Origin of the sequence: Algoriphagus ornithinivorans (assembly GCF_900115305.1) — a bacterium.
GTDB lineage: Bacteria > Bacteroidota > Bacteroidia > Cytophagales > Cyclobacteriaceae > Algoriphagus > Algoriphagus ornithinivorans.
The window spans coordinates 1-23,308 of the sequence record NZ_FOVW01000008.1 but is presented as its reverse complement, the minus strand read 5'-3'; the positions used below and the strand labels follow the sequence as shown (position 1 = coordinate 23,308).

The window sequence follows — 23,308 nt, the reverse complement described above, 5'->3', positions numbered from 1 at the left end:
ATCGATTTCTTGAGGGTTCTATTTCATTCTAATAAATACTCAGTTTAGGTCTCTCTATCAAAATGGAAGAAACAAATTTGTTGATGGTTTTGGAGGAGCCTCCTATATAATTGTAGACGCCTACGGCCCGAGGTGTTATAACTGTATTGGGATCATATAATTTGGCTTTGATGGTACCTAAGGCTAGAATAGCGTTTTGGATAGTGGTAGGATTAATTTCACTAGGCATGGGTATAATTGATGAAATATTATCCCCGCTGATTCCTAAAGTCTGTACAGTTAAAGTTCCAGCGATATTGTTGGAAGATGCATTGGCTCCAATCGAAAACAAGTTTCCCAAATCTACCCCAGTCTTATTAACCATAATATTGGCAGTTAGCCTCAATCCAACCCCTACATAAACAGGAACTACTGCATCTCCATCGTCGGTGGATCGGATGATGGGATCATAAGAGTTTTCTATTTCACTTTTTTCATATCTCGGAAGTACCTTGAACTCACCCTTTTCTTCATTTATAAATTCCACCCGGAAGAAGTCAGTGCTGTATTTGATATAATCTAAAATGACTACATAATTATGGTTGGCGACTCCCACTGAAGTGGAGCCAAACTTTAATGCTCCATCTGAGGTCACTTCCGCTATTGCAAGGCGGATGGTCTCATCAGGCATAGAACCTAAAAGTACTCCATTGTCGATTTCACGTTCTTTGAGGTTTTCAGTCCAAACTGGCAAGGGATCTATAGGATGATATCCGTAAGAGCTAGCGTTTGAAGTATCCCCTAAAGTCTTTGGAATTTTTACAGAATTGCAACTTGAAAAAACAATAGCAGCAATAAAAAAGGATAGATGAATTTTCATATTGAAGAGATTTAACCTTCAAAATATTTATAAAAAATACAATATCCTAGTGGAAAAATTCAAGATAAAGAAAGTCGGACTACAGAATTTTATATGGTATTGAAAAATGTAATAATAACTTCATTCATCAAGTACAACTCTCCCTTCTTTTTCTACCTTCATTCTTCCCCATTTTGCAATAGATTCTACAACAGGAAGTAAAGTGAGTCCGTGTTCCGTTAGTTCATACTCTACCCTTGGAGGGATCTCAGGAAAAACTTTTCTAGAAACAATCCCGTCCTCTTCCAATGACTTTAACTGAACCGATAACATTTTATCAGTGATATCAGGAATTAAAGCCTTCAACTCTCCAAATCTTTTCTTTCCATTTGCCCCTATTTAGTGCAATGTCAGGTGCAGCGCACAATGAAAATCCTAATTATCTAGTCTGAGTTACAATTATCACAAGTACCGTGCATTTTATTTCTTCTATTATTCCAAACAGTTGCAATCAGTACACCCATCATGCCGAGATATATAAAGTAGATCCAATAGTCAGTGCTATTTAGGTGATATCCATAAAAAATTAATAAAGCACTAGGAATAGCTATTATCAGTGGATACCAACAGCCATGTTTTTGCATAGACAGGTAAAGTCCCCATAAAGTTACCAAGACCATAGCCTGAAAAACCCAAAAGGTAAACCCACCAAAAAGTTCAAAACTCCCCAAACCAAATGCAGTAGCTGCAAATGCGAAAAGGGGAAAACAGCAAGGTGAAAGTATTGCTGTTAGGAAAAGCCCAAAAGTTCCAAATTTATCTAAGTTAAGGAGGACTCTCAAGGTCTAATTATTTTGTTTAAATAATATCAAATTTACTTTTGTGCAAACTAATTATCATGAAATGAATTTTTAGAAAGTGTATTATTTTTATTTTAAGCAGTTTGTGAAAAGGTACTAATAAAATCATTAGAGTTGAAACTTGATTACTCTTTGGTCATATTCAGTTTAGATAGAATAGGATAATTTTTCTTCCTTCCGAATAAGCCATAGAGGTTTGTAATCTCGCTAAGATTTTATTCAAGCCACGTGCTTTCCAAGAGAATCAAAATAATTTGAGAGTTTTTACCACCTCCTGCACCTCCTCAAATCCCTGATAAGCACAAATCACTGTTTCAAAATCCTCCAGATCTCCGAGATGCTTTAGCGCCAATGGATTTCCAAAATGAACCAAAATACAAGGTTTGCTTTTTGCCAATGCCTTGATTTCCCCTAATACAGACTGATCCATTCCAAACTGATTCAAGGGCTTGTGGCTTGGAACAAAAACAGATAGAATTACCTTTTCTGCTTTATCAGCTGTTTCAAAATCCAGATTTAAATTCTGAGAAAAGTGACTTGCTGTCTGAGTAAAAAATTCTTTATATCCCAACTTTCCGGCTTTTGCTAAAGCTTGGATTTCAGAAGGATTAAGCTCTCCCCAAATAACCGACACATAGTTTTTCGCCAGATCTTTTTGAAACCTGGAATGCTGGTCCCAATCGAAAGCTGGAACTTCAATAGGCTTATTGTCCAACACACCAAAGCGCTTTTTCAAGTCCATTATTTTTTGGAAAACCAGATCCGCTTCTTCATCAGAGGTCTTCTGAGTGATTTTTTCGATGCCTTCGCTTACATGATCCGAAAAGCAAAGGATATCATTTCCCGCTTGGAAAGCCTGCCATTCCAATTCCCCCGGCTCAGGGAATAGATTTGCCACCGCTTTCATATTCAAAGCATCTGAAATGACTAATCCCTGAAAGCCCATTTCTCCTTTCAGCAAGTCGGTAATCAATTCGCGACTAATGCTGGCTGGAATGTCTTTCCCTCCAGTCAAAGCCGGAACTGCCAAATGCCCGACCATAATCATTTCTACTCCTCGGTCAATTCCATGTTGAAAGGGTAAAAGTTCTTCGGCTTCGAGCTCTTCCTTGCTTTTATGCAAGATCGGCAAGCCCAAATGGGAATCCACTGCGGTATCTCCATGTCCTGGAAAATGCTTCAAACAGGCTCCAATCCCCGCTTTTTTCATTCCTGAATAAGCTGCAAAGGAAAGTTTGGCAACTTTCTCAGCATCATCTCCAAAAGAGCGATAGCCGATCACTGGGTTATTCGGGTTGGTATTCACATCGGCGCAAGGAGCCAAATTGAGATGAATTCCGGATCGCTTCATGTCCATTCCCATGCGATAGCCTACTTCTTCCACCCATTGTTCAGCATCCTTTTTCAAAGCTCCCAAGGTAATTGCAAACGGATATTGAGGTGTCTTTTCTATCCGCATCGCCAAACCATATTCTCCATCAATACTGATCAATAGCGGGATTTTGGAAAGTTTTTGGTAGCGGTTGATAAGGGTGATTAATTTTTCAAAAGTACCCGAAACGTCCAAGGTTTCTGCTCTTTTCTCAAAATTGGCTGCAGCGGAATGTCTACTGTGGAAAAAAGTCAGCCCACCAATTTCCTGCTCCTGAATCAATTTTTCTATAGCCTGATAATTCTCCTCCGAATCATGGATAAAAGCTGCAGGAGAGAAGCATTGGGCGATTTTTTGATTTTTGTTCATCTACTAATTGAAATATTTCAAAATTGTAAGTACTTGTCCGCCAGAGCGTATTGGAAAATTGGGTTTAGTGTCAGACCGAGCGGAGTCGAGGTCTCGTTTGTGAATTTTGTAAAGGTCTAGAGCTAAAGTGGTAAGAGTACTTTTCTATTTTAATCCCTTGGTAAATCGTACTTTGAAAGGCTTCGACTCCGCTCAGCCTGACAACGACTCTGCTCAGCCTGACAAAGACTCCGCTTAGCCTGACAGGTTTTCGTCTTTTCCGTCGAAGTTTCAGCTTTCTAACTTTAGCTTTCTAGCTTCTTCCCAAACTCCTTAGGATACTTCGCCACATAGGCCATTACAAAACTTGGAATTGTAGCCAAAACTACCCAAACGAAGAAGCCGGGATAGCCCAGCCATTCTTGCATATATCCTGAAAGCATCCCAGGAAACATCATTCCCATGGCCATAAAGCCTGTAGCTAGGGCATAATGGGCAGTTTTGAAAAGACCTTCAGCTAAATATATTAGAAAGACCATGTAAGCGGCAAACCCAAAACCATAACCTAACTGCTCAATGATGACTACTACGGCTGGAAACAGAAAGCTGTCAGGTTGCTGCCAGGACAGGAGTACATATCCCAAATTCGGCGCGTTGATCGCAAAAGCCATTGGTATCATCCACTTGCCTAAACCATCTCTGGAAATAACAATTCCTCCGATGATTCCCCCTGCCAAAAGGGAAATCACTCCCAATGTACCATACAAATAACCAACATCCGTGACGCTTAATCCCAATCCTCCTGCGGTCCTTTCGTCCAAGAAGAAGGGGGAAGCCATCTTTACTAATTGGGACTCTCCCAATCGATACAAAAGCACGAAAGCGAGAGAGATTCCGATATTTTTCTTGGTAAAAAAGGTCCCAAATACCTTTCCGAAACTCGGTTGGTCTTCTCTTTTAATCCGAACTTCCTGCACATTGGGTGTCGCGAAAAAGTTGATCAGCGTCAAAGTCAACATCAAACCAGCTACAATAATCATGGTCCATGACCAGGCTTTGGATGGATCACCCAAGCTTTCTTCCAAATTACCTGCAATAATGACAATCAAACCCTGTCCGGTGATCATCCCAACACGATAAAATGTACTTCTCAATCCCACAAAGAAACTTTGCTGATCAGGTTTCAAGGCGATCAAATACATGCCGTCTGAAGCTATATCATTCGTGGCTGAAGCAAAAGCTCCCATCCAGAAAAAGGCTAAGGTTATCGTGAAGAACTGATTGAGTCCGGTCGTCAATCCGACTCCCAAAAAGACCAAAGCCAGCACCAATTGCATGCTGAGAAACCATTTTTTCTTATTTCCCACCAATTCCAAAACCGGGCTCCAAATTGGTTTGATCACCCAAGGAAGGTAGAGAAAGGAGGTATAAAGCCCAATATCCGCATTGGAGATCCCCAAGCTTTTATACATCACCACAGAAACAGTAATAATAATGACGTAAGGGATCGATTCAGTTAGGTAAAGGGATGGTACCCACAGCCATGGGTAATTGGGTTTGGTTTGACTCATGATTTTCTTAATAATCGTTCATAAACACTGACATCAGAGCCTTCAATTACCTTGGCATTTACTGCTTTCTCATAAAATTCCGCAGGCCCCACTCCTCCAATAATGGCATAAGCATAGCCCATTTCCCGAAGGGATTCGAGCGCTTTGATCAATAATACTTTACCAATTCCTTTTCCTCGCTCAGATTCCAAAGTACCCGTTGGTCCGAAAAAATTTCTTGCTGTACTCTCGTAGCAAGCAAATCCCAAGAGTTGATTTCCCCGCTGAGCAATCCAACAGGAGACCGGCTGTCTGCTAAAGGCTACCTCAACTTCCGATTTCCAATAAGCTCCGAATTCTTGCATTACCCATTCGCTTACAAGATGCTTTTCAGGAGCAATTGCCCTTCTGAAAGTGATTTTCTCCTTGAATTCCAAGTTTTTCTGAAGCTCCAGAATATCGGGTAAGCCAATTAACCTGACAATCATGTCTTTCATGGGCGTGATAATTTGGGTGTTTGAAATACTTGGGTTTGTACTATTCTTCCATAATGATCAATCCATCGAATCGCCAAATACTCAGTATTTAAGCTGGCCACTTCCAAGAACCGTGCTCTAGAGCCACCCACCCATGCTGTATGAATCACTGCATCATGTAGGCTAGCCAAATCATTTCCTCCCTGAACCATGGCATATCGGATGGCAGGATCTAGTGGCTTCTCCAAGCTGATTTGAGTTTTATTCAGGTTTGATTTAACGTCTAAAACAACCGGAATTTCTATAATCGCTTTTTGCTTAGGTTCGAAGGATGGTGGGAGTGTAGGTTGATCATAGACCTCATTCTTCAACATTTTGGCGATGTCTTGATTCTTCTGATAAATGGATTTTGCAGAGAAAAAGGCGCTTCCATGTACCTGAGGTAAGGTTCTGGCATAATTCACTTGTGTATTGATCTCAGCTGGATTTTTCCAGGCCTCATCTGAATCTTCGCGGATTTTATAAGGTCCATGTCCTATGTAAATTGGAATGCCAAAACTATTATTGGACCACCAGTCTGCTAAGGTTCGATGGGAAGCCAATCGATGATTCATGCTCCAATAAAGTTGTGGAATCAAGTAGTCAATCCACTTATTTTTCATCCAAAGCAGTACATCTGCAAAGAGATCGTCATAGTTCGTTTGGCCTGCTTGAGTAGGTGAGCCCTTTGGGTCCTTACTTTGATTTCTCCATACTCCAAAAGGAGAAATACCGAATTGAACCCAAGGCTTACTGCTTTTGATGGTTTGGTTGAGGGCAAAGATCAGTTCATTGACATTCTGTCTTCTCCAATCATCCCGAGATTGACCTGATTTTTTGTATTTATCATAGGAGGCTTTGTCTGGAAACTCCAACTTCCCTTCTCTGTAGGGGTAGAAATAGTCATCAAAATGAATGGCGTCGATATCGTAATTATCCACGACCTCTTTGATGATTTTAAGCAAATGCTCTTTCACTTCTGGAAGTCCTGGATCATAGTACCACTTGGTACCGTATTTCAGCATCCAGTTCCTATGTTGATTGAAGTCATGTTCCGGGCTGAGTTCCTCAGTCTTCAGATCCATGGTCGCTCGGTATGGATTCAACCAAGCGTGAAATTCCAGCCCTCTATCATGAGCTTCTTTGATCATCCATGTCAAAGGGTTTTCACTGGTTGCAGGAGCCTTGCCTTGCTTACCAGTCAGGTATTTTGACCAAGGTGCATAGTTGCTTGGATAAAAAGAGTCTCCTGCAGTCCTTATCTGAACGATTACCGCATTGAAGTTCAGATCTTTATAATAGTCCAGAAGGCCAATAAAATCCCGCTTTTGTTTCTCCCAGGAATCAGTGGAAGAAATGGGCCAGTCAATATTTGCGACAGTGGCAATCCAAACACCCCGAAACTCCCTGGGCATTTCTGGTAAACGATAGTTCAAAGGTTGTAGGGTTACAGGAACTTTAGGGAGCTCTTTTACTGGCAAAATTTCCTTGGGAGACTCAGATTTGGCGATTCCAACTCCCGTAGTTCCTTTTTCAGGACTGCTAACTTTTTTCTGGGTTTTACAGGCAGAAAGGCAAATCAGCAAAAAACAAATAAAAAACAGGGATGAAGAGGTGCTTCTTAGCATAGAGTTAATTGGTAGTAGGGATGGGTTTGAGGTTTAGATCACTAAGGTTTTTTCGAAGTTTTTTCATAAAACTATCACCTGGGTCTGTTTTGACAGTTCTGTAGTCTGGGTCTGCTTCTTTCCATAATTCTGTTTCCTGAAAAAGTTGATATTCATGGTGCCCAATCACATAATCAATAGGGTATTTTTTTTCCAAATACCGAATCAAATCTTCATTCGCTTTTAATTGAGCTTTGGTAAGAGGTGCTTCAGGCCCTCCTACATTTTCAATGCCTATGGCACAATAATTAAGCCCGATGGTATGCCTAGCAAAGGTGGTGTCAGGAAGAAGTCGAAAAATGGTGCCATCCCTATCAATCAAAAACTGGCTACTGACATTGAGATTACTGGCACTCGTCAAATCTTCTCTACCTCCCAAAGTCGGTGAATCAAAAACGTCAAAAGTGACCTCTATATTATCAATTGCCGTCCAGTGAACAACCACTATTTGAGGACTGATAGTAGCTTGTTCTTTATCCAGGCCATGTCTTTCACTTAAGTATTGAAGTGAGAGTTGCTCTCTTGTTTCATTCCAGGTGATTGGCTTTTCTATTATTCTAAAAGTAGCCTGAGGGCTGCAAGCTGAAAAAAGCAAAGCAATGAAAGAAAGACAAATTGTGTTGAAGCTGTATTTTTTCAAGTTCAGGTTCATAGCAGGCTGGGGTCTTTTCAACAGCTAAACTACCTAGAATATTGCAGGTTTGGGAATGATTAGGCGCAATTTTTTGCAAGCACTAGCGAGCACCTTTATACTTTTGCAAGTTTTTGCTGTTTTTAGTAGCTTACGTTTTTATCACCGATTCCATGCTAAAAGAAGAAAGACAAAAGTATATCCTAGACCAGGTTCATTTACATCATAGAGTTTTGCTGACAGACCTTTCTGATTCGCTTAATGTGTCAATTGATACGGTTAGACGAGATGTAAAAGAGCTGGCAAAAGAAAAGAAACTTAAAAAAGTCCATGGAGGAGCGACTTCTTTTGGTTTTATGAACTTCAGTAAGGATGATGGTAATATTTACCTTCTTTCCAAAAAAATCCGGATTGCTGAAAAAACAGTTTCCCTGCTCTCCGAAGGTCAGGTAATTCTGATGAGTGGAGGGACGACCAATATGGAAGTTGCCAAAATGATTCCCAGGAGATTGCCCCTCACTGTATTTACCCCTAGCCTACATGTGGCTATGCAGTTGTTGGAATTACCAGAAGTTGAGGTGATTTTTCTGGGAGGGAAGCTGTTGCATGAGGCTAAATTCGCTGTGGGAGGAACTGTAGTAAACTCACTAAATCAGCTGAAAGTAGATCTTTGTATTTTGGGAACAGGCTATCTGGATGCAGAGCATGGGCTGACAGAGTTTGACTGGGAGGTGATTCAAGTGAAACAGGCCATGATCCGTGCTGCCAAGAAGACAATCATACTTTCTGTCTCCGATAAATTGCACACTGTGCAAAAATACAAAACCTGTGATCTGACAGCTGTTCACACCTTAGTCACGGAACTTCATCCCACCGACCCGGTTTTGGATGCATTCAGAAATTATGATTTGAAGCTGGTTTAAGGGTTTTGTCTTTTTCCGGGATTGTAAATCTCCCGAGCATTTTTCAAGACTTCTTCCTTGTCTAGTGTCATAGGCTTTAATTCCCTTCCTAAAAATCGCTCCATTTGATCTGCATAGTGCGGACTTTCAGGACGATTACTGGCGCCAAATACATTGATGGTTTCTATTTTTGGTAAGCCTTCTCCAAACTTGACCATCATAATATAGGATTCTCCCTGTACACCTTTCCGCATTCCATTTTCCCAGTTCTGAGATCGCATGGCGGCAATTACATCATCCAGACCCCAAAGAGGAAGCACTTTATCTCCTCTTACTAGCTTTTGATATTCGCCCAAACCGACCAATTCTTTTCCAAAATGCTCCTTGAAATGCGCTTTGGCAGCCCGAATACCTTCTGCTGCTTCTTCTTTTGTAAGCGTAGTTTCAAAAGGCCTTTTCATTTTGTCAAATTTATCCCACCAGTAATAATATACAAAAGCAAAAAGTGCAGCTCCCTCACTTTTCACTCCGGCAGATTTATCCCAGTTTTTTAGCACTTGTATTTGAGGAGCAATGTCAGAAAACTCAGCGCTATCCAATGAAAACATAGCCTGCATATTAGTTCTAAATGCAAGTTGACTAGGTAGTTTTTGATCGAATTTTATTTGTTCAAATTGTTCCCAAGAGATTTTTCCTGAATCCGGCATGATTTCCCTAAATCTCAATGAGCGGTTATTATCTCTTTTGGAAAAATTCATCTCAGAGGGAAAATCATTTTGGTTTAGGTTATCCGAAAAAGAAGACGCCTTGAAAGGAGAATGATTCGTATTATAGAGGTATCCTGATTTGGGATTTACTTGCTGGGGTAAGTCCTTAAAGTCGTGGTATGCGGTCCAGAGAGTTTCTCTTGTATTACCAGGTACAGTTCCGGTATAATCATACCCAGGCTTTCTAATAGGCAACAGTCCATTACTGACATAAAAAATGGTATCAAACTTATCCGCATAGACTGTATTGAAGCTGGTTAAATCCATTCTTTCCATAGCGGATTTCCATTCTGTAAAGTTTTTAGCTTTATTCATTCTCCACCATTGCTCCGGTGCGCCGATTCTATCTAAGGCGCCCAATCGAATGGAAAAAGCTCCTTGATCAGTGACTAAGGTTGGGCCATATATACTTTTCCAGATGGTTTTAGGGACAGGAATCGTGAGCCAATCCCATAATTTTACTTTAAGCCAAATGGTCTTTTCCTCCAATGTCAGCCATTCTCCATCGACATAATATTGATTAGGGTTGTCGGGATTGCTTTGCAATTGGTACAAGTCCAGAAGATCCGGAAAGTTGACAGTATGCGCCCATCCCAAATTCTCATTGACTCCATGGAAAATCATAGCTCCCCCTGGAAATAAACCTCCCAGCATGTTCCAGCCTTCCTCAGAATGCAAATGTGCCTCATACCAAGCGACTGGTCCTTCTAGCGGTTGATGTGAGTTGATAGCCAAAAAGCTTTCTCCTGATTCCGTTCTATCGGAATGAATCGCAATTGCATTCGAACCTTTGGGATTTGGATCAGAAGGAAGTACCGTCACCTCACCGCTAAATATAGCTTGAACAGCTCTGTCAGCCCCCGACATTTGGGCCAATGACAAAATATATGCTGAAGCGATATCTTCTGTGCTCACCGGAAAGGCACGACTATAAAGCATTTCTTTAGGATGCTGCAATGCATAATCGTTGATGCCGGCTGCATAGCCTTCCAAGACTTTTTTAAACTCGGCTGAAAAGGAACTTTCGTATTTCTCTTTAGCTATTTTTTGGGTTTCTAAAAGCTGAACAAAAAAATCTACAGCTGCCCCTTCTTCTCCATAAACTCTTCCTACCAAGGCTTTGCCTGCAAGCATGGTTTTTTGAATTGTTTCAAAATCATCTTCCGCATGAGCCCAGGCCAAGCCATAAGCAACATCTGCATCGGTTTTTCCAAAAATATGGGGAACTCCAAAATCGTCTCTCGCTATTTGAATCTGTGAACTGTCCCAGCCGGACTCTTGGTGAACCGAGTTGCATGAACTCAGAAATACTATAAAAAGTAAAAAACTGCCAAATGAATGATCAATGCGCATAGAGAAGATTTTAATCGGGAAATTAGAAGGTTAAGGTCAGTTGTACAAGCTTGTTCGTAAAACAAAAAAAGCTAACCTCTCGGTTAGCTATAGGGTGAAAAAGTAACTTATTTATTTAAACTGATAGTCTACGCCGTAAACCTGGGTAAGTAGAGTAGGAGGTGCATCGAGTGCCACAGCAGATTTGGGAGGGGTAGGACTTACCGGCGAATTGGCTGCCAGATAATTTTTCATCGCCTGATGCAAAGTATAGGCAGTGTTTTCTGTTTCCATGACACCTTTGAATCGGCAAAGCATATCATCAGGGTCTCCATCTCTTTCACAGGCACAAATGCTATACACTCTATCAGGATCAATTGGTTTTCCATGAATCAATGCCTTCTGAACCCGCTGACCTTCCTCTCCAAAAGCCAAAAATTCGATTTCCATTCCTCTGAATTTGATGACCCATCCTCCAAATCGTTTGGATGCGTCTTTTGCAAACACATTATTCAACTCCTTTTCCAACCATTCCTGAATTTGTTGTCCAGTTACTTTACCGGTACGAATCATGGAATCCACGGGCAGCATATCGAAAATGTATCCGTTTGTGATGGGGATATTTCCAGTTTGGTCGGGAGTCGTGTTGGGAGGGCAAAACCTGAAACCATTTGAAAGGACAATATCTACCTCTGGAACCTGCCAGCTCACGGCATCCAAAATCATAGTATCTATTGGGTTTTCTATGACAAAGTATCGGTATAGCGGAAGAGTACTATATCCGGCAATTTCAAAAATATCCTCCTGAAAAGGTCCCTCATTATTCTTGATGAGTTGGGATATTTTTGGGTCGGCTTTATTTGCTGTTGCGGAAACCTCCAGCAATTCATAGTGATCAGACACCACCTTTCCATCTTGAATTTTTAATTCCAGCTTGCCCACAAATGAACCGAAAGCGCCGGGCTCTACCACTTTGGCATATTTTGATTGAATAGGTTTTCTTACTCTTTCATGGGTATCCCCACCTAGTATATAATCTACACCCTCACAAGCCGGAATATTAGCTAAGTGAATTTGTTGTGAAAGACCTAAATGGGCAATGATTGCAACAAAAGCACATTTCTCCTGATTCCGGAGCACATCCACATAGTGGGCAAGATTTTCTTCGGGCTTGGTGTAAATAATCCCTTTGCTGTAATTTGGGGATTGTCGAATAGGAACCAAATGATCCGTGTACCCCAAGAAACCTATTTTGACACCATTTACTGTCCAGATATGGTAAGGAGGAAAGATCAGCTCGCCTTTTGTTCCTTCACCCAAGTCATGATACATATTGGCGCAGATTTTTGGGGCATGAAGCGAACCCAATAAGTGCTGCATGGCTTTTTTGTAATAAATCACCTCCCAATTTCCAGGAAGGTATAGGTCATAACCCATTTCGTTGAGGAGCGGGACCATCGCTTCACCCGTTGTTCTTACAGATAGCTCGGAGCCTTGAAACATATCTCCCGTATCGATGACAAAGCTGTGTTCAGCTTTTGCTTTCTCCTTTTCCAGAAATGTTTTGAGATGGGCATATCCTCCCGTTTTTCTATAGATAGCCTGATCATTTTCCCAGAATAACTCATCATGTGGATGGATTTGGCAATGCACATCTGTAGTTTGAAAAATACTGAGGGTGAAGGATTTTTTGTCTTTTTCTTTAGCTTCGGCTTCAGCAGGAAGACTGCCAAGACTAAGAAGGCCTGTTCCCGTACCGATTGCTCCCAGTTGGGAAAGGAATTTTCTTCTACTTGCTTTCATGGTTAATTCTGGGTTAATGGTATAGAAAATCTCTGAATAAGAGATTTTTGGAAAGGGTCAGTCTTCCCATTTAGATTCCAAAATACATCGAAAAAGTCTTTGGGTTTTGTGATTAGGGTCACATTGCAAAAGAAAACCCTGAATTTCTTCAGGGCTTGAGCTTAGTTGGCGGAGGCTGTAAAGCGAATTACCTGATTCCGTTTGGGTTCGAGTGTTTTCAGATAAGCATAAATCGCTTTCAGGTCTTGTTCTGTCATTCCGGCATACATAGTCCAAGGCATAATGGTGTTAAATTCTCCCTGGGGAACTTGAGGAATCACATAAGCTGAATCAGTGTATTGTTTAAATCTTTGAACAAATGTTGCTTCATCCCAATTTCCGATCCCTGTTTCAGGGTCAGGAGTAATATTGGATGAGGTTACCTTAGACCCATCAGGAAAAGGAAAATCTCTACCTCCTTCAAAGGCCACTTCTTGAATAATCATCCCTTGAGGGTCTGCTTGAGTATGGCATTCTATACAGCCTGAAGCATTTACAAGGTATTTTCCATAAGCCACCTGATCAGCCGGGTTTGGTTTTTTCATTGGCTCGGGATCCTTTGGTAAGGTGTTGAGAATTAGACTTACTGGAAAATCTGCTTTGGAATCAGGAACATTACTTTCTACACTTGGTAAGGAACGTATATAGGCAATGATGTCATAAATATCTTCAGGATCCATTTTTCCATAATACTTATATGGCATGAGTGGGAACATAGCTCTCCCATCATTGGTCACTCCGGTAGTTATGAGTCGATAAAGTTCTCCGTCTGAATAGTCTGAAATTCCAAATGGAGTGATGTTTTTAGCGTAAAATACACCTGGGAAACCCATCCCGTGATCAAATCTATCTCCTCCTTTGCCAAGCGTTCCTGGGGCAGGAGGACCCGAAAACAATGAGAAATCCCGTTGAGAGTGGCAGTCCATACAGACGGCTACATGATTTGCGAGATAAGCTCCTCTTTCGATTCGGTCAGCGGTGTACTCAATTTTCAAATCTTCTGCAGGAGATACCTTGGGAAAAACAATGTTGAGGTAGGCGAAAACACAAAGAAGAAGTAAAACAATTGCCCCTAACATCCAGCCTAGGACTTTAAATAATTTATTCATAGTGCGTAAAGGTTTGGTTATCAGAAAAGTACAAATAATAAAAATTAGATGGAAATTTTCGGGTACAAAATCAATATTTATGTAAATGAATAACTAGAGGTATAATTGAATAGAATTTTTCAAAGAATTGATCAAGCTGCTTAAATGCAGATTCTATTTTTTCCTGTAAAAATCTTTGCCTGAGCTGTATTTCAGCCGTATTTTCGACTAACCTTACCAATTAATCAAAACTAAATTTATGATATCTAAAAGAAAGACATACATTCTATTGTTTGCCTTGCTCTGGGCTAATTTCACCATGGCACAGGAAAAAACAATTTTGAATAGCCTGGATCAAAAGGCTGAATTTTATGGTACGATTTCCAAGCAAATTTGGTCCAATCCTGAATTGGGATATTTGGAAACTGAGAGCTCTGAGCTTTTGCAAAAGACTTTAAAAGATGCTGGATTTAGTGTTAAAACCGGTGTGGCTGACATTCCCACTGCATTTGTGGCGGAATTTGGCTCAGGAGCTCCAGTGGTAGGGATTATGGCTGAGTTTGATGCTTTGCCTGGAGTCTCCCAAAAGGCAGTTCCTTTTAGAGAACCTGTTGTGGAAGGCGGAGCCGGTCATGCCTGTGGCCACCATCTTTTTGGCACTGCCTCAGTTGCTGCCGGAATTGCCGTAAAAGATTGGATGCAACAGAATAAAATCACTGGAACCATTCGTGTATATGGAACGCCGGCTGAAGAAGGCGGCGGAGGAAAAGTGTACATGGCAAGAGCAGGGCTAATGGAGGATGTAGACGCGATGTTGCACTGGCATCCGGGTTCCAAAAATGATGCTTCTGCCAGTTCATCTTTGGCCAATATTTCTACCAAATTTAGATTCTACGGTGAAGCTTCCCACGCTGCTGCAGCTCCTGATAGAGGAAAATCTGCCTTAGACGGAGTGGAAGCGATGAATTTTATGGTTAATCTTTTGCGCGAACATGTACCTCAAGAAACAAGGATGCACTATGTAATCACCCGTGGAGGTGAAGCTCCAAATGTGGTTCCAGCCTTTGCAGAATCTTATCATTATGTGAGACACCCGGATGCAAGAGTGGTTAAGGAGATTTTTGCCAAAATGGTAGCAGCTGCTGAGGGTGCTGCGCAAGGCACACAGACTAAAATGGAGTATGAGGTGATCAATGGAGTTTACAATCTTCTCCCTAATGAGACCTTGTCCAGAATTATGCATAAAAACCTTCAAATGGTAGGTGGTTTGAAGTACAGCCCGGAAGAGACAAAATTTGCTCAGGACATTATTAAGACCTTTCCTTCTGGAGTAAACACTTCTCCAGAGGATGCCCAAAAAATTGCTCCATTTGAGGTAAATGAGAAAGGTTCTGGAGGTTCTACTGATGTAGGAGATGTGAGTTGGTTGGTACCTACGGCCGGATTGAATGTTGCTACTTGGGTGCCGGGTACATCTGCCCATACTTGGCAGGCTGTAGCTGCCGGTGGAACAAGCATTGGTCAAAAAGGTATGATGATCGCCGCAAAGACCTTGGCTTTAACAGCTTCAGATATATTCAAAAATCCAAAAGTAACTGCAGAAGCACAGGCTGAGCTGAAAAGAAGACAAGGAGAAGGGTTTAAATACGATGCCTTGGTTGGAGATAGAACAGCTCCGTTGGATTACAGAAAATAAAAAATCAGATAATAATCAACTCCGGCCCAAGGTCGGAGTTTTTTCTTGCCATTGGTGGAATTATCAAGCCTCATTTTTGAATGGATTTGTAAAAAACCTAACTTGAAAATCTATCCTTAATGCTATGAACAGAAGAAAATCTCTAAAAATCCTGGGGGCCTCAGGACTTGGAATCGCAGGATTGGCAATTGCTGATTGGAAATGGGAGTTGGTAGACCAATTAACCCATAAAGGATTCTTTACCTGGAAAGAGGAAAAATTGATTTCAGCCATAGCAGATACCATTATTCCGGAAGGACTTCCAGCTAAAACCCCTTCTCCTGAAGCAAAGCCCATCGGTGCTTTGAGCACAGGTACGGATAAATTCTTACTTCGTCTATTTGAATATTGCTATGAAGAAGACACCCATCAGCTCTTGAGAAATCAGCTAGAGGCTTTGGATAAAACCAACTTTCTGAAAAAGGAGCAGGCAGAACGGGAGGAGATTTTGATGGCCATGGCTAATTCTGAAATTGAACAGGAGAAAGAGTTTTTTAACCTCATGAAATCCCAGACTATTTATGGATTTACCACGGTTAAAGAAGTAATGGTGGATTATAGAGGCTATAAAGTCGCGGCAGGAGGATTTTCTGGTTGTGTGGACGTAGCCTAGTTTATCTTGTCCAATTTCTATGAATATCACGAAAATATTTTACGCGACTTGGGCAGTATTATTTGCTCTTTTTGCTTATTGGCAATTCAATGACCCTGATCCCGAAGTCTGGGTAAGCACTTATGTTGTAGCTATAATCTTTTGCTTGTTGGGTTTTCGGGGTATTTTTCCAAAAATCCCCTTGGCTGTGCTAGTGGTTGTCTGCTTGGTAGGAGCCGTATATTTTTGGCCAGAGTCGGTGAGTGATTGGATTGTTCAGGAACTAGAGCAAAAGAATCTCAGCATGAAAACTCCCCAAATGGAGGAAGCCAGAGAAACTTTTGGTTTGATGATTATCGCCTTGGTGATGCTTCCCGGTTTGATCAAAGCCTGGAAGAAATAGATTTATAGGTTTTTTACCTCAGCGATCAATTTCTCGAGAGAATCTTTTGCATCTCCGAATAGCATCCTGTTTTTCGAATGGAAAAACAGTTCGTTTTCGATGCCTGCATAGCCCTTGCCCATTGACCTTTTTAATACTATCACATTTTTGGCATTCCAAACCTTGATAATTGGCATTCCGAAAATAGGGCTATTCGGATCATTTTCTGCAGCTGGATTGACAACATCATTTGCGCCAATGACCAAAACCACATCGACACTATTCATAGATTCATTGGCATCTTCCATTTCCAAAAGTTTTGGATAGGGAACATCCGCTTCTGCCAACAATACATTCATATGTCCAGGCATTCTTCCTGCTACAGGGTGAATCGCATAAGTCAGTTCTACTCCCTTTTCTTCCAGAATTTTCTCCAGATTATGAACAGTGTGCTGAGCTTGTGCCACAGCCAAACCGTACCCGGGTACCACGCTTACTTTATTGGCATAAGCAAGCAAAATTGCGGCATCAGTGACAGATATTTCTTTGACAGTTTCCTGACTTCCCTCTTTTCCGGAAGTGCTGTTACTACCACCTCCAAAAGATCCGATTATGACGTTGGTCAAGGATCGATTCATAGCGGTACACATGAGTACAGTTAGGATAGTTCCAGCCGAACCTACCAAAATCCCTCCTGTCAGCATGGCTTGATTCCCATACAAAAAGCCTCCAAATGCAGCGGCCATTCCAGTGAAGCTGTTTAGCAAGGAAATGACTACCGGCATATCAGCACCTCCAATTGGCATCACAAAAAGAACTCCATAAAGCAGAGACGCAAACAACAAGGCATAGATGAAACTCATTTCTGAGCATCCTACTACAACCATCCATGTAGCTAATCCAAATAGTAAAATCAACAGGGCAATATTGATGAATTGGCCTGCAGGAAGCGCTTTATCTCCGATTTTTCCTTCTAATTTCCCATAAGCTACGATAGAGCCAGAGAAGGACACCGAACCAATAATCAAGCCCAAGAGAATTACCAAAAGCATCCCTGATTCTGTTTCCTGGCCATGTCGTAAATGATCGAATTCAACAAGAGAAATGACTGCAGCACAGGCTCCTCCCATACCATTGAAAAAAGAAACCATCTGGGGCATGGCAGTCATTTTTACTTTGAGCGCCATGCGGGTGCCAATGACAGTCCCTATGATCAGTCCAGCCAGGATAAGGGTGTAGTTGAGCCATTTATCGGCAGTAAGTTCTTCTTTGAAAAGTATGGTTGCTATTATTGCCAAACCCATTCCATAACCGGCAATTAAATTCCCTTTTCTTGCCTTGTCCGGGCTGGAGAGCATTTTCAAGCCTAAAATAAACGTAATAGAAGCGCCAATATAGCAAAGCTCCAAAATGCTGAGTCCTAGTAAATCTGTCATCATATTACTTGGATTTTTTCTTAAACATTTCGAGCATTCTGTTGGTGACCACAAATCCACCCACCACATTCAGCGTACCTAGAATAACTGCTAAAAAGCCCAGAATTAATGCATAGTAGTTGCGGGGATCTGCTTGGAGCATGATGATAATAGAGCCGATGATTACGACCCCATGAATCGCATTGGCGCCAGACATCAAGGGAGTATGAAGAACCGCGGGAACATTCGATATTACTTCAATTCCCAGAAATACCGAGACGATGATCAGGAATATGAATTCCCTGTTTTCATAAAAAAGGCTTAATAATTCTTCCATAGTCTAGACTGGATTGCTGGGGAAAAGGATTGATTTTACGCGTTCGCTTTGGATACTTCCTTGGTGAGTGACACAGGTGTTGAAAACAATATCATCATCCCAATTCAGGTTTAAAGCGCCAAACTCTCCGATTATCAGTTTGAGGAAATTGACCATATTTTTTCCATACATTTTACTGGCATCCAAAGGCATGGTGCTTGGTAAATTGGAGTTTCCAATGATACTGACTCCATTGGAATTGATGGTTTGATTGTCTTGGGTAAGCTCGCAGTTTCCTCCAGAGGATGAAGCTAAGTCTATGATGACCGATCCAGGAACCATTTCGGCAACAGTTTCTTTGGTGATCAATAGCGGGGCTTTTCTTCCGGGTATCTGGGCAGTACAAATGATGATATTCGATTTCTTAGCATGCTCCTGAATCAATGCCTGCTGCTTGGCTTTGTATTCTTCACTTTGTTCTACCGCATATCCTCCCGCCGTGGCTTCATCTTTGGCGCCTTCCACTTTAATGAATTTGGCTCCCAAACTCTTCACTTCCTCTTCAGCAGCTGCACGCACGTCGAAAGCTTCCACAACGGCACCCAAGCGTCTTGCAGTGGCAATGGCTTGCAGTCCTGCCACCCCGGCACCTAAGACCAAAACTTTGGAAGGGATGATGCTTCCAGCAGCGGTCATAAACATAGGGAAGAAACGTGGAGAATGAGATGCAGCCATCAAAACAGCCTTGTATCCAGCCACTGTCGCCATGGAAGAAAGAATATCCATCGCCTGTGCCCGGGTAGTTCTAGGAACATTGTCCATGGAGAAACTCGTGATGCCCAATTTTAAAAATCTTTCCACCAAAACTTTATTTGAAAGAGGCTGAAATACACAAACAAGGACTTGTTCAGCTTTCAGAGTTTCTAATTCTGTAGAAGTAGGTGGATTGATTCCCAGGATCAAATCGGCTTTTAGTACTTCTTCTCTTTGGGAGATTTTTGCACCTGATTTTTCAAAATCAGTGTCAGAAACGAAAGCATGGTTTCCAGCTTGGCTTTCCACCCACACATTTACTTCTAAGGAAATAAGGCTTTTTACACTTTCAGGTAATAAGGCAACCCGATGTTCTCCCTCGGGTTCTTTTAAAAGGCCAATGGTCATGGACGGTGATTTGATGCTAACTCCTTCAATTTAAGGGTTTATTAGGTAAATGAAAATCCTTTGAAAATTAAAGTGCATAAAGAATTAAAAATTACTTGTTATAGTCCCTTCTCAGATCGGTTACAAAAAAATATTGAAGGAATTTATAAAAGTTGATTTGGTTTTAAGGTTTTCAAATCAGAATCAAAATGTCGATTTGAAGCCTTTAAGGATAGGTTTAATTGATTTAATTAATGAGTATGAATAATGCGATATTGTGAGATTCATGCAATTTGTTTAAGTCTTTCACCAATTTGTATACTTTTTTGGGTTTTGCTTGTTAGACCTTTGTACTCTATCAAAATCGAAAAATCATGACTTCAATAGATTTATCCAAACCAGTTTTAGTTACAGGAGCAACGGGTTTTGTTGCCGGGTGGATTGTTAAAAAGCTTCTTGAAAAAGGAATGACCGTCCATGCGGCTGTAAGGGATCCTGAAAACGCCAAAAAAACCAATCATTTGAGGGATTTGGCAAAGGATACACCAGGGAAAATCCTGTTTTTTAAATCTGATTTATTGGATGAAGGAAGCTATGAAGAAGCCATGAAGGATTGCGAATTGGTTTTCCATACCGCTTCTCCATTTACCTCCAATTATAAAGACCCTCAAAAAGACTTGATCGATCCGGCCGTAAATGGGACAAGAAATGTATTGGAGCAAGCCAATCGAACAGCCTCGGTAAAAAGAGTGGTAGTGACCAGCAGTTGCGCAGCTATTTATACCGATGCCAGCGAAGTGGCTCATAAACCGAAAGGGATGTTGACCGAGGAAATATGGAATACAACTGCCTCTTTGGATTATCAACCTTATTCCTATTCCAAGACTTTGGCAGAAAAAGAGGCATGGAAAATTTCTAAATCACAGTCTCAATGGGATTTGGTGGTGGTGAATCCATGTTTGGTACTAGGACCGGCAGTAAATCCGGAAACAGCGACTTCAGAGAGTTATACCATCTTAAAACAGTTGGGTGACGGCACTATGAAAATGGGGGTTCCAAATTTAGGTTTGGGGATCGTAGATGTTCGGGACTTGGCAGAAGCACATTTGAATGCAGGTTTGCTTCCTGAGGCAAATGGCCGAAATATTATTTCTGCACACAATACCAATATGCTGGAAGCCGCAAAAATTCTACACAAGCATTTTGGGGATAAATATCCAGTTCCAAAAAAAGCGCTACCCAAATGGTTATTGATGCTGGTCGGACCTTTTGTCAATAAAATGATTACCAGAGATTTTGTAAAAAAGAACGTAAACGTAGCCTGGAAAGCAGATAATTCTAAAAGTATCCGAGAACTTCAAGTGAGCTATAGATCGCTGGAGGAAACAATGGTAGATTCATTTCAGGTGATGATTGATCATAATTTGGTAAAAGGGTGAAAGAGGTTTTTATCATAGATTCCATATCAAAGGCTCATCAGGTTCTTGGCTTACCCAAACCGCTTCATCCCTTGGTTTCTGTGGTTAGGCAAAAAGATATTCAGCTAGACCAGATTCAAGAAGGAATGAAAATCAGGATAGATTTATTCCAAATCTGGCAAAAGGAAGGAATGGATTGCGAAATGGGATATGGAAGAAGTTCTTATGACTTCAGGGAAGGCACTTTAGCTTTCATCAAAGCTGGCCAAGTACTCACTGCTGGAAATAAGGAGATGAACCCAAGCTCCGAAGGTTGGCTGCTCTTATTTCATCCAGACTTGATAAGAAAAAGTGATTTGGGGGAAAATATCCATACATACGGTTTTTTCGATTACGAGACGAATGAAGCTCTGCATGTGTCAGATGGGGAGAAAAAGTCATTGTCAGAGTTAATCGAAAAAATTGAACTTGAATTAAAGCAACCTATCGATAGGCACAGTCAAAATTTGATTCTGACGAATATTGAATTGCTATTGGGGTATTGTCTGCGATATTATGACAGGCAATTTTACTCTCGAACCAACCTCAATCAGGATTTGGTTAGTCGATTTGAAAAAATCCTTCGGGAATACTTTGATTCAGAAATGCCCGGAGAGAAGGGGCTTCCTACGGTCAAATACTTAGGTGAAAAAATGAATATGTCATCCAGGTATTTGAGTGATTTGTTAAGAAAAGAAAGTGGAAGAAATGCACAGGAATATATTCATCATATTCTAATTGAAAGGGCGAAGAATTCACTTTTGGGAACCAAAGAAGCGGTATCTCAGATTGCCTATCAATTGGGATTTGAGTATCCTCAGCATTTTACCAAACTTTTTAAGAGTAAGACAGGAATGTCGCCTCTGGAATTTAGAAACTTGAATTAAGCCATGCCTTTTCGTCAATTTGGAGGAAGAGTGACAGATTCACTCAAAGATAGATATCAGCAATCACCTAACTGGAGCGATGGTAAATTTCAGAATTTACAGGATACCAGTATGAGTATTAGCCTGAAAGACTTTCCTAAAATCCTGTACCAGCAATTAAGTGGTCGTTCTGATAGAACTCCTAATAAGCCTCTGCCTATCAGAAGTTTTGATCATCAGAAACTAATGGATAGCTCTGAGAAAATGAAGTATGCCTGGTATGGTCATTCTGCAATATTCATGAAGCTTAATGGATTGAATATTTTGATCGATCCTATGCTTGGGCCAGATGCATCTCCCATCGGACCAATTACTACCCAACGATTTTCGAAAGATAGCCTGGATCTGATCGATGATTTTCCTGAGATTGATCTCTTGTTGATGACTCATGATCATTATGATCACTTGGATTTTGAAAGTATTAAGAAGCTTAAAAATAAAACCAAGCGATATTTTGTGGCTTTGGGGTTGAAAAGGCATCTGGTCAGTTGGGGAGTTGATTCAGCCTTGATCACCGAGTTTGATTGGTGGGAGGAGCAGGAGCTGGGAGGTGTGAAAGTTACTTTTACCCCAACACGACACTTTTCAGGCCGGGGACTCACGGACAGAGCAAAGTGTCTTTGGGGAGGATGGGCTTTTCAGACTGCAGCAGAATCCATCTGGTTTAGTGGAGATGGAGGCTATGGTCAGCACTTTCAGAAAATCGGAGAGCATTTTGGTGGTTTTGACTTCGCATTTATGGAATGTGGTCAATACAACGAGCATTGGAGACAAATTCACTTATTTCCGGATGAATCAGTTTTTGCTGCCCAGGATGCTTTTGCAAAAAAGATTATGCCTGTGCACTGGGCGGGATTTACTTTAGCTCCTCATCATTGGAAAGAGCCAGTGGAAATTTTCACTGCAACTGCAAAAAGCCGGCAAATGGATTTTGTGATCCCTCAAATAGGAGAGTTGAGAAGCGTGGAGGAAACTCACTGGGAAGAGTGGTGGAGGGAATATTGAAAAATTTCAAAGAATTTTTCCTGAGATAAGCACTGAAAAGGTAAATTGGAAAAAAAGTCTGATTATCCGCAATCATTCCAGTTGCCTTATTTTCCTTGCTTGACAGGCTGGAAGACTGATGACCGAAGACGGAAGCTTCCGTGACCTTGCCTGATTTTGGTTGTCACAATTCTGTCTTGTGGATTGTTAATTTGTTTACATTTTGAGGTACTCTTTTTCTTGGTTGTTCAGGATTTCTGGGCTTCAATTTCAAGGTATATGCTATTGAAGGTTGAGTTTGCAACATTGATTTATATTGGAGGGGAGAAAGTCCATTGAGTACTTTCTTTCTTCTTTTCTTGTTGTGGTCAGCGACTGCTTTTTTCTGACATTTTCTCAATTCTTCAAGTTTCTTTGGCTTCCAGTAATTCAAGTATCCACTATTTATCAGATCGTTTGTTTTCTCTGCATAGGGGTTCTCGTAAGAATACATGCACATACTTTGAAGAATTCCGTGTCGATTACACAACTTCTTGTATACCTCGCTCTCATACTGCTTGCCTCCATCGCTATGATGAATCATCCCTTTGAGTTTTACTCCATTGCCCACGGCTCTGCTGATTGCTTTTCGCATCACTGCTCTATAATT

21 protein-coding genes and 1 pseudogene are annotated in these 23,308 nt (G+C 41.1%); 7 read left to right on the top strand and 15 right to left on the bottom strand.

Annotated features, from left to right (window positions below; genetic code table 11):
• Positions 1 to 28 precede the first annotated feature (28 nt).
• The 8 genes from BM073_RS13125 to BM073_RS13090 all read right to left on the bottom strand — a co-directional run bounded on the left by BM073_RS13125 (position 29) and on the right by BM073_RS13090 (position 7,802).
• Positions 29 to 859, bottom strand: coding sequence for a hypothetical protein (locus tag BM073_RS13125; protein WP_091654785.1), 831 nt, complete (start codon positions 857 to 859; stop codon positions 29 to 31).
• 120 nt (positions 860 to 979) lie between these two features.
• Positions 980 to 1,237, bottom strand: a complete 258-nt coding sequence (locus BM073_RS13120) for a winged helix-turn-helix transcriptional regulator (protein ID WP_091654784.1) — start codon at positions 1,235 to 1,237, stop codon at positions 980 to 982.
• Between the two features lie 44 nt (positions 1,238 to 1,281).
• On the bottom strand, positions 1,282 to 1,680 hold the full coding sequence (locus BM073_RS13115) for a MerC domain-containing protein (RefSeq protein ID WP_091654783.1): 399 nt from the start codon (positions 1,678 to 1,680) through the stop codon (positions 1,282 to 1,284).
• 262 nt (positions 1,681 to 1,942) lie between these two features.
• A complete protein-coding gene (locus BM073_RS13110) occupies positions 1,943 to 3,439 on the bottom strand; it encodes a glycoside hydrolase family 3 protein (RefSeq protein WP_091654782.1) in 1,497 nt (498 codons plus the stop codon).
• 284 nt (positions 3,440 to 3,723) lie between these two features.
• Positions 3,724 to 4,989 carry an MFS transporter gene (locus BM073_RS13105; RefSeq protein WP_091654781.1) on the bottom strand — a complete coding sequence of 422 codons (1,266 nt, stop codon included), beginning with the start codon at positions 4,987 to 4,989 and terminating at the stop codon, positions 3,724 to 3,726.
• Complete coding sequence (locus BM073_RS13100) at positions 4,986 to 5,465, bottom strand: GNAT family N-acetyltransferase (protein WP_091654780.1); 480 nt, start codon at positions 5,463 to 5,465, stop codon at positions 4,986 to 4,988. The genes BM073_RS13105 and BM073_RS13100 overlap by 4 nt, the downstream gene beginning before the upstream one ends.
• The gene (locus BM073_RS13095) at positions 5,462 to 7,111 is read right to left on the bottom strand and encodes a glycoside hydrolase family 10-like protein (RefSeq protein ID WP_245756421.1); all 1,650 of its coding nucleotides are present in this window, start codon (positions 7,109 to 7,111) and stop codon (positions 5,462 to 5,464) included. The genes BM073_RS13100 and BM073_RS13095 overlap by 4 nt, the downstream gene beginning before the upstream one ends.
• A 4-nt stretch (positions 7,112 to 7,115) precedes the next feature.
• Entirely contained in the window at positions 7,116 to 7,802 is a 687-nt protein-coding gene (locus BM073_RS13090) for an N-acetylmuramoyl-L-alanine amidase (RefSeq protein WP_091654779.1), read from the bottom strand.
• 152 nt (positions 7,803 to 7,954) lie between these two features.
• On the opposite strand from BM073_RS13090, the gene BM073_RS13085 reads away from it, so the two are divergent.
• A complete protein-coding gene (locus tag BM073_RS13085) occupies positions 7,955 to 8,704 on the top strand; it encodes a DeoR/GlpR family DNA-binding transcription regulator (protein WP_091654778.1) in 750 nt (249 codons plus the stop codon).
• On the opposite strand, the gene BM073_RS13080 is transcribed toward BM073_RS13085, so the two are convergent.
• The 3 genes from BM073_RS13080 to BM073_RS13070 all read right to left on the bottom strand — a co-directional run bounded on the left by BM073_RS13080 (position 8,701) and on the right by BM073_RS13070 (position 13,733).
• Positions 8,701 to 10,803, bottom strand: a complete 2,103-nt coding sequence (locus tag BM073_RS13080; RefSeq protein ID WP_091654777.1) for an acylase — start codon at positions 10,801 to 10,803, stop codon at positions 8,701 to 8,703. The two genes, BM073_RS13085 and BM073_RS13080, sit on opposite strands and share 4 nt — an antisense overlap.
• A gap of 111 nt (positions 10,804 to 10,914) precedes the next feature.
• Positions 10,915 to 12,585, bottom strand: a complete 1,671-nt coding sequence (locus BM073_RS13075) for a bifunctional metallophosphatase/5'-nucleotidase (RefSeq protein WP_091654776.1) — start codon at positions 12,583 to 12,585, stop codon at positions 10,915 to 10,917.
• A 161-nt stretch (positions 12,586 to 12,746) separates the two neighbouring features.
• Entirely contained in the window at positions 12,747 to 13,733 is a 987-nt protein-coding gene (locus BM073_RS13070; protein WP_091654775.1) for a c-type cytochrome, read from the bottom strand.
• 238 nt (positions 13,734 to 13,971) lie between these two features.
• On the opposite strand from BM073_RS13070, the gene BM073_RS13065 reads away from it, so the two are divergent.
• The 3 genes from BM073_RS13065 to BM073_RS13055 all read left to right on the top strand — a co-directional run bounded on the left by BM073_RS13065 (position 13,972) and on the right by BM073_RS13055 (position 16,442).
• A complete protein-coding gene (locus tag BM073_RS13065) occupies positions 13,972 to 15,408 on the top strand; it encodes an amidohydrolase (protein ID WP_091654774.1) in 1,437 nt (478 codons plus the stop codon).
• A 124-nt stretch (positions 15,409 to 15,532) separates the two neighbouring features.
• The gene (locus BM073_RS13060) at positions 15,533 to 16,060 is read left to right on the top strand and encodes a gluconate 2-dehydrogenase subunit 3 family protein (protein ID WP_091654773.1); all 528 of its coding nucleotides are present in this window, start codon (positions 15,533 to 15,535) and stop codon (positions 16,058 to 16,060) included.
• A gap of 19 nt (positions 16,061 to 16,079) precedes the next feature.
• A complete protein-coding gene (locus BM073_RS13055) occupies positions 16,080 to 16,442 on the top strand; it encodes a transmembrane 220 family protein (RefSeq protein ID WP_091654772.1) in 363 nt (120 codons plus the stop codon).
• A gap of 2 nt (positions 16,443 to 16,444) precedes the next feature.
• Here BM073_RS13055 and BM073_RS13050 read toward each other — a convergent pair whose 3' ends face one another.
• From BM073_RS13050 to BM073_RS13040, 3 genes are read right to left on the bottom strand one after another with little or no spacing between them, the layout of a single operon-like run.
• Positions 16,445 to 17,860, bottom strand: a complete 1,416-nt coding sequence (locus BM073_RS13050) for an NAD(P)(+) transhydrogenase (Re/Si-specific) subunit beta (protein ID WP_175557918.1) — start codon at positions 17,858 to 17,860, stop codon at positions 16,445 to 16,447.
• 1 nt (position 17,861) lies between these two features.
• The gene (locus BM073_RS13045; protein ID WP_091654771.1) at positions 17,862 to 18,173 is read right to left on the bottom strand and encodes an NAD(P) transhydrogenase subunit alpha part 2; all 312 of its coding nucleotides are present in this window, start codon (positions 18,171 to 18,173) and stop codon (positions 17,862 to 17,864) included.
• Between the two features lie 3 nt (positions 18,174 to 18,176).
• Positions 18,177 to 19,313, bottom strand: coding sequence for a Re/Si-specific NAD(P)(+) transhydrogenase subunit alpha (locus BM073_RS13040; RefSeq protein WP_091654770.1), 1,137 nt, complete (start codon positions 19,311 to 19,313; stop codon positions 18,177 to 18,179).
• 353 nt (positions 19,314 to 19,666) lie between these two features.
• Here BM073_RS13040 and BM073_RS13035 point away from each other — a divergent pair, with 353 nt between their 5' ends.
• From BM073_RS13035 to BM073_RS13025, 3 genes are read left to right on the top strand one after another with little or no spacing between them, the layout of a single operon-like run.
• Positions 19,667 to 20,731, top strand: coding sequence for an NAD-dependent epimerase/dehydratase family protein (locus BM073_RS13035; RefSeq protein ID WP_091654769.1), 1,065 nt, complete (start codon positions 19,667 to 19,669; stop codon positions 20,729 to 20,731).
• Positions 20,728 to 21,636, top strand: a complete 909-nt coding sequence (locus tag BM073_RS13030) for a helix-turn-helix domain-containing protein (protein ID WP_091654768.1) — start codon at positions 20,728 to 20,730, stop codon at positions 21,634 to 21,636. The genes BM073_RS13035 and BM073_RS13030 overlap by 4 nt, the downstream gene beginning before the upstream one ends.
• 3 nt (positions 21,637 to 21,639) lie before the next feature.
• Entirely contained in the window at positions 21,640 to 22,680 is a 1,041-nt protein-coding gene (locus BM073_RS13025) for an MBL fold metallo-hydrolase (RefSeq protein WP_091654767.1), read from the top strand.
• A gap of 163 nt (positions 22,681 to 22,843) precedes the next feature.
• Here BM073_RS13025 and BM073_RS18120 read toward each other — a convergent pair.
• Positions 22,844 to 23,308 (bottom strand): annotated as a pseudogene (locus tag BM073_RS18120) (hypothetical protein); the annotation flags it as partial.

Bases quoted from the DNA above. Each gene is read 5' to 3' on its own strand.
- BM073_RS13125 (WP_091654785.1), bottom strand. From the start codon at position 859: ATGAAAATTCATCTATCCTTTTTTATTGCTGCTATTGTTTTTTCAAGT.
- BM073_RS13110 (WP_091654782.1), bottom strand. From the start codon at position 3,439: ATGAACAAAAATCAAAAAATCGCCCAATGCTTCTCTCCTGCAGCTTTT.
- BM073_RS13105 (WP_091654781.1), bottom strand. From the start codon at position 4,989: ATGAGTCAAACCAAACCCAATTACCCATGGCTGTGGGTACCATCCCTT.
- BM073_RS13100 (WP_091654780.1), bottom strand. From the start codon at position 5,465: ATGAAAGACATGATTGTCAGGTTAATTGGCTTACCCGATATTCTGGAG.
- BM073_RS13095 (WP_245756421.1), bottom strand. From the start codon at position 7,111: ATGCTAAGAAGCACCTCTTCATCCCTGTTTTTTATTTGTTTTTTGCTG.
- BM073_RS13090 (WP_091654779.1), bottom strand. From the start codon at position 7,802: ATGAACCTGAACTTGAAAAAATACAGCTTCAACACAATTTGTCTTTCT.
- BM073_RS13085 (WP_091654778.1), top strand. From the start codon at position 7,955: ATGCTAAAAGAAGAAAGACAAAAGTATATCCTAGACCAGGTTCATTTA.
- BM073_RS13080 (WP_091654777.1), bottom strand. From the start codon at position 10,803: ATGCGCATTGATCATTCATTTGGCAGTTTTTTACTTTTTATAGTATTT.
- BM073_RS13075 (WP_091654776.1), bottom strand. From the start codon at position 12,585: ATGAAAGCAAGTAGAAGAAAATTCCTTTCCCAACTGGGAGCAATCGGT.
- BM073_RS13070 (WP_091654775.1), bottom strand. From the start codon at position 13,733: ATGAATAAATTATTTAAAGTCCTAGGCTGGATGTTAGGGGCAATTGTT.
- BM073_RS13065 (WP_091654774.1), top strand. From the start codon at position 13,972: ATGATATCTAAAAGAAAGACATACATTCTATTGTTTGCCTTGCTCTGG.
- BM073_RS13060 (WP_091654773.1), top strand. From the start codon at position 15,533: ATGAACAGAAGAAAATCTCTAAAAATCCTGGGGGCCTCAGGACTTGGA.
- BM073_RS13055 (WP_091654772.1), top strand. From the start codon at position 16,080: ATGAATATCACGAAAATATTTTACGCGACTTGGGCAGTATTATTTGCT.
- BM073_RS13050 (WP_175557918.1), bottom strand. From the start codon at position 17,860: ATGATGACAGATTTACTAGGACTCAGCATTTTGGAGCTTTGCTATATT.
- BM073_RS13045 (WP_091654771.1), bottom strand. From the start codon at position 18,173: ATGGAAGAATTATTAAGCCTTTTTTATGAAAACAGGGAATTCATATTC.
- BM073_RS13040 (WP_091654770.1), bottom strand. From the start codon at position 19,313: ATGACCATTGGCCTTTTAAAAGAACCCGAGGGAGAACATCGGGTTGCC.
- BM073_RS13035 (WP_091654769.1), top strand. From the start codon at position 19,667: ATGACTTCAATAGATTTATCCAAACCAGTTTTAGTTACAGGAGCAACG.
- BM073_RS13025 (WP_091654767.1), top strand. From the start codon at position 21,640: ATGCCTTTTCGTCAATTTGGAGGAAGAGTGACAGATTCACTCAAAGAT.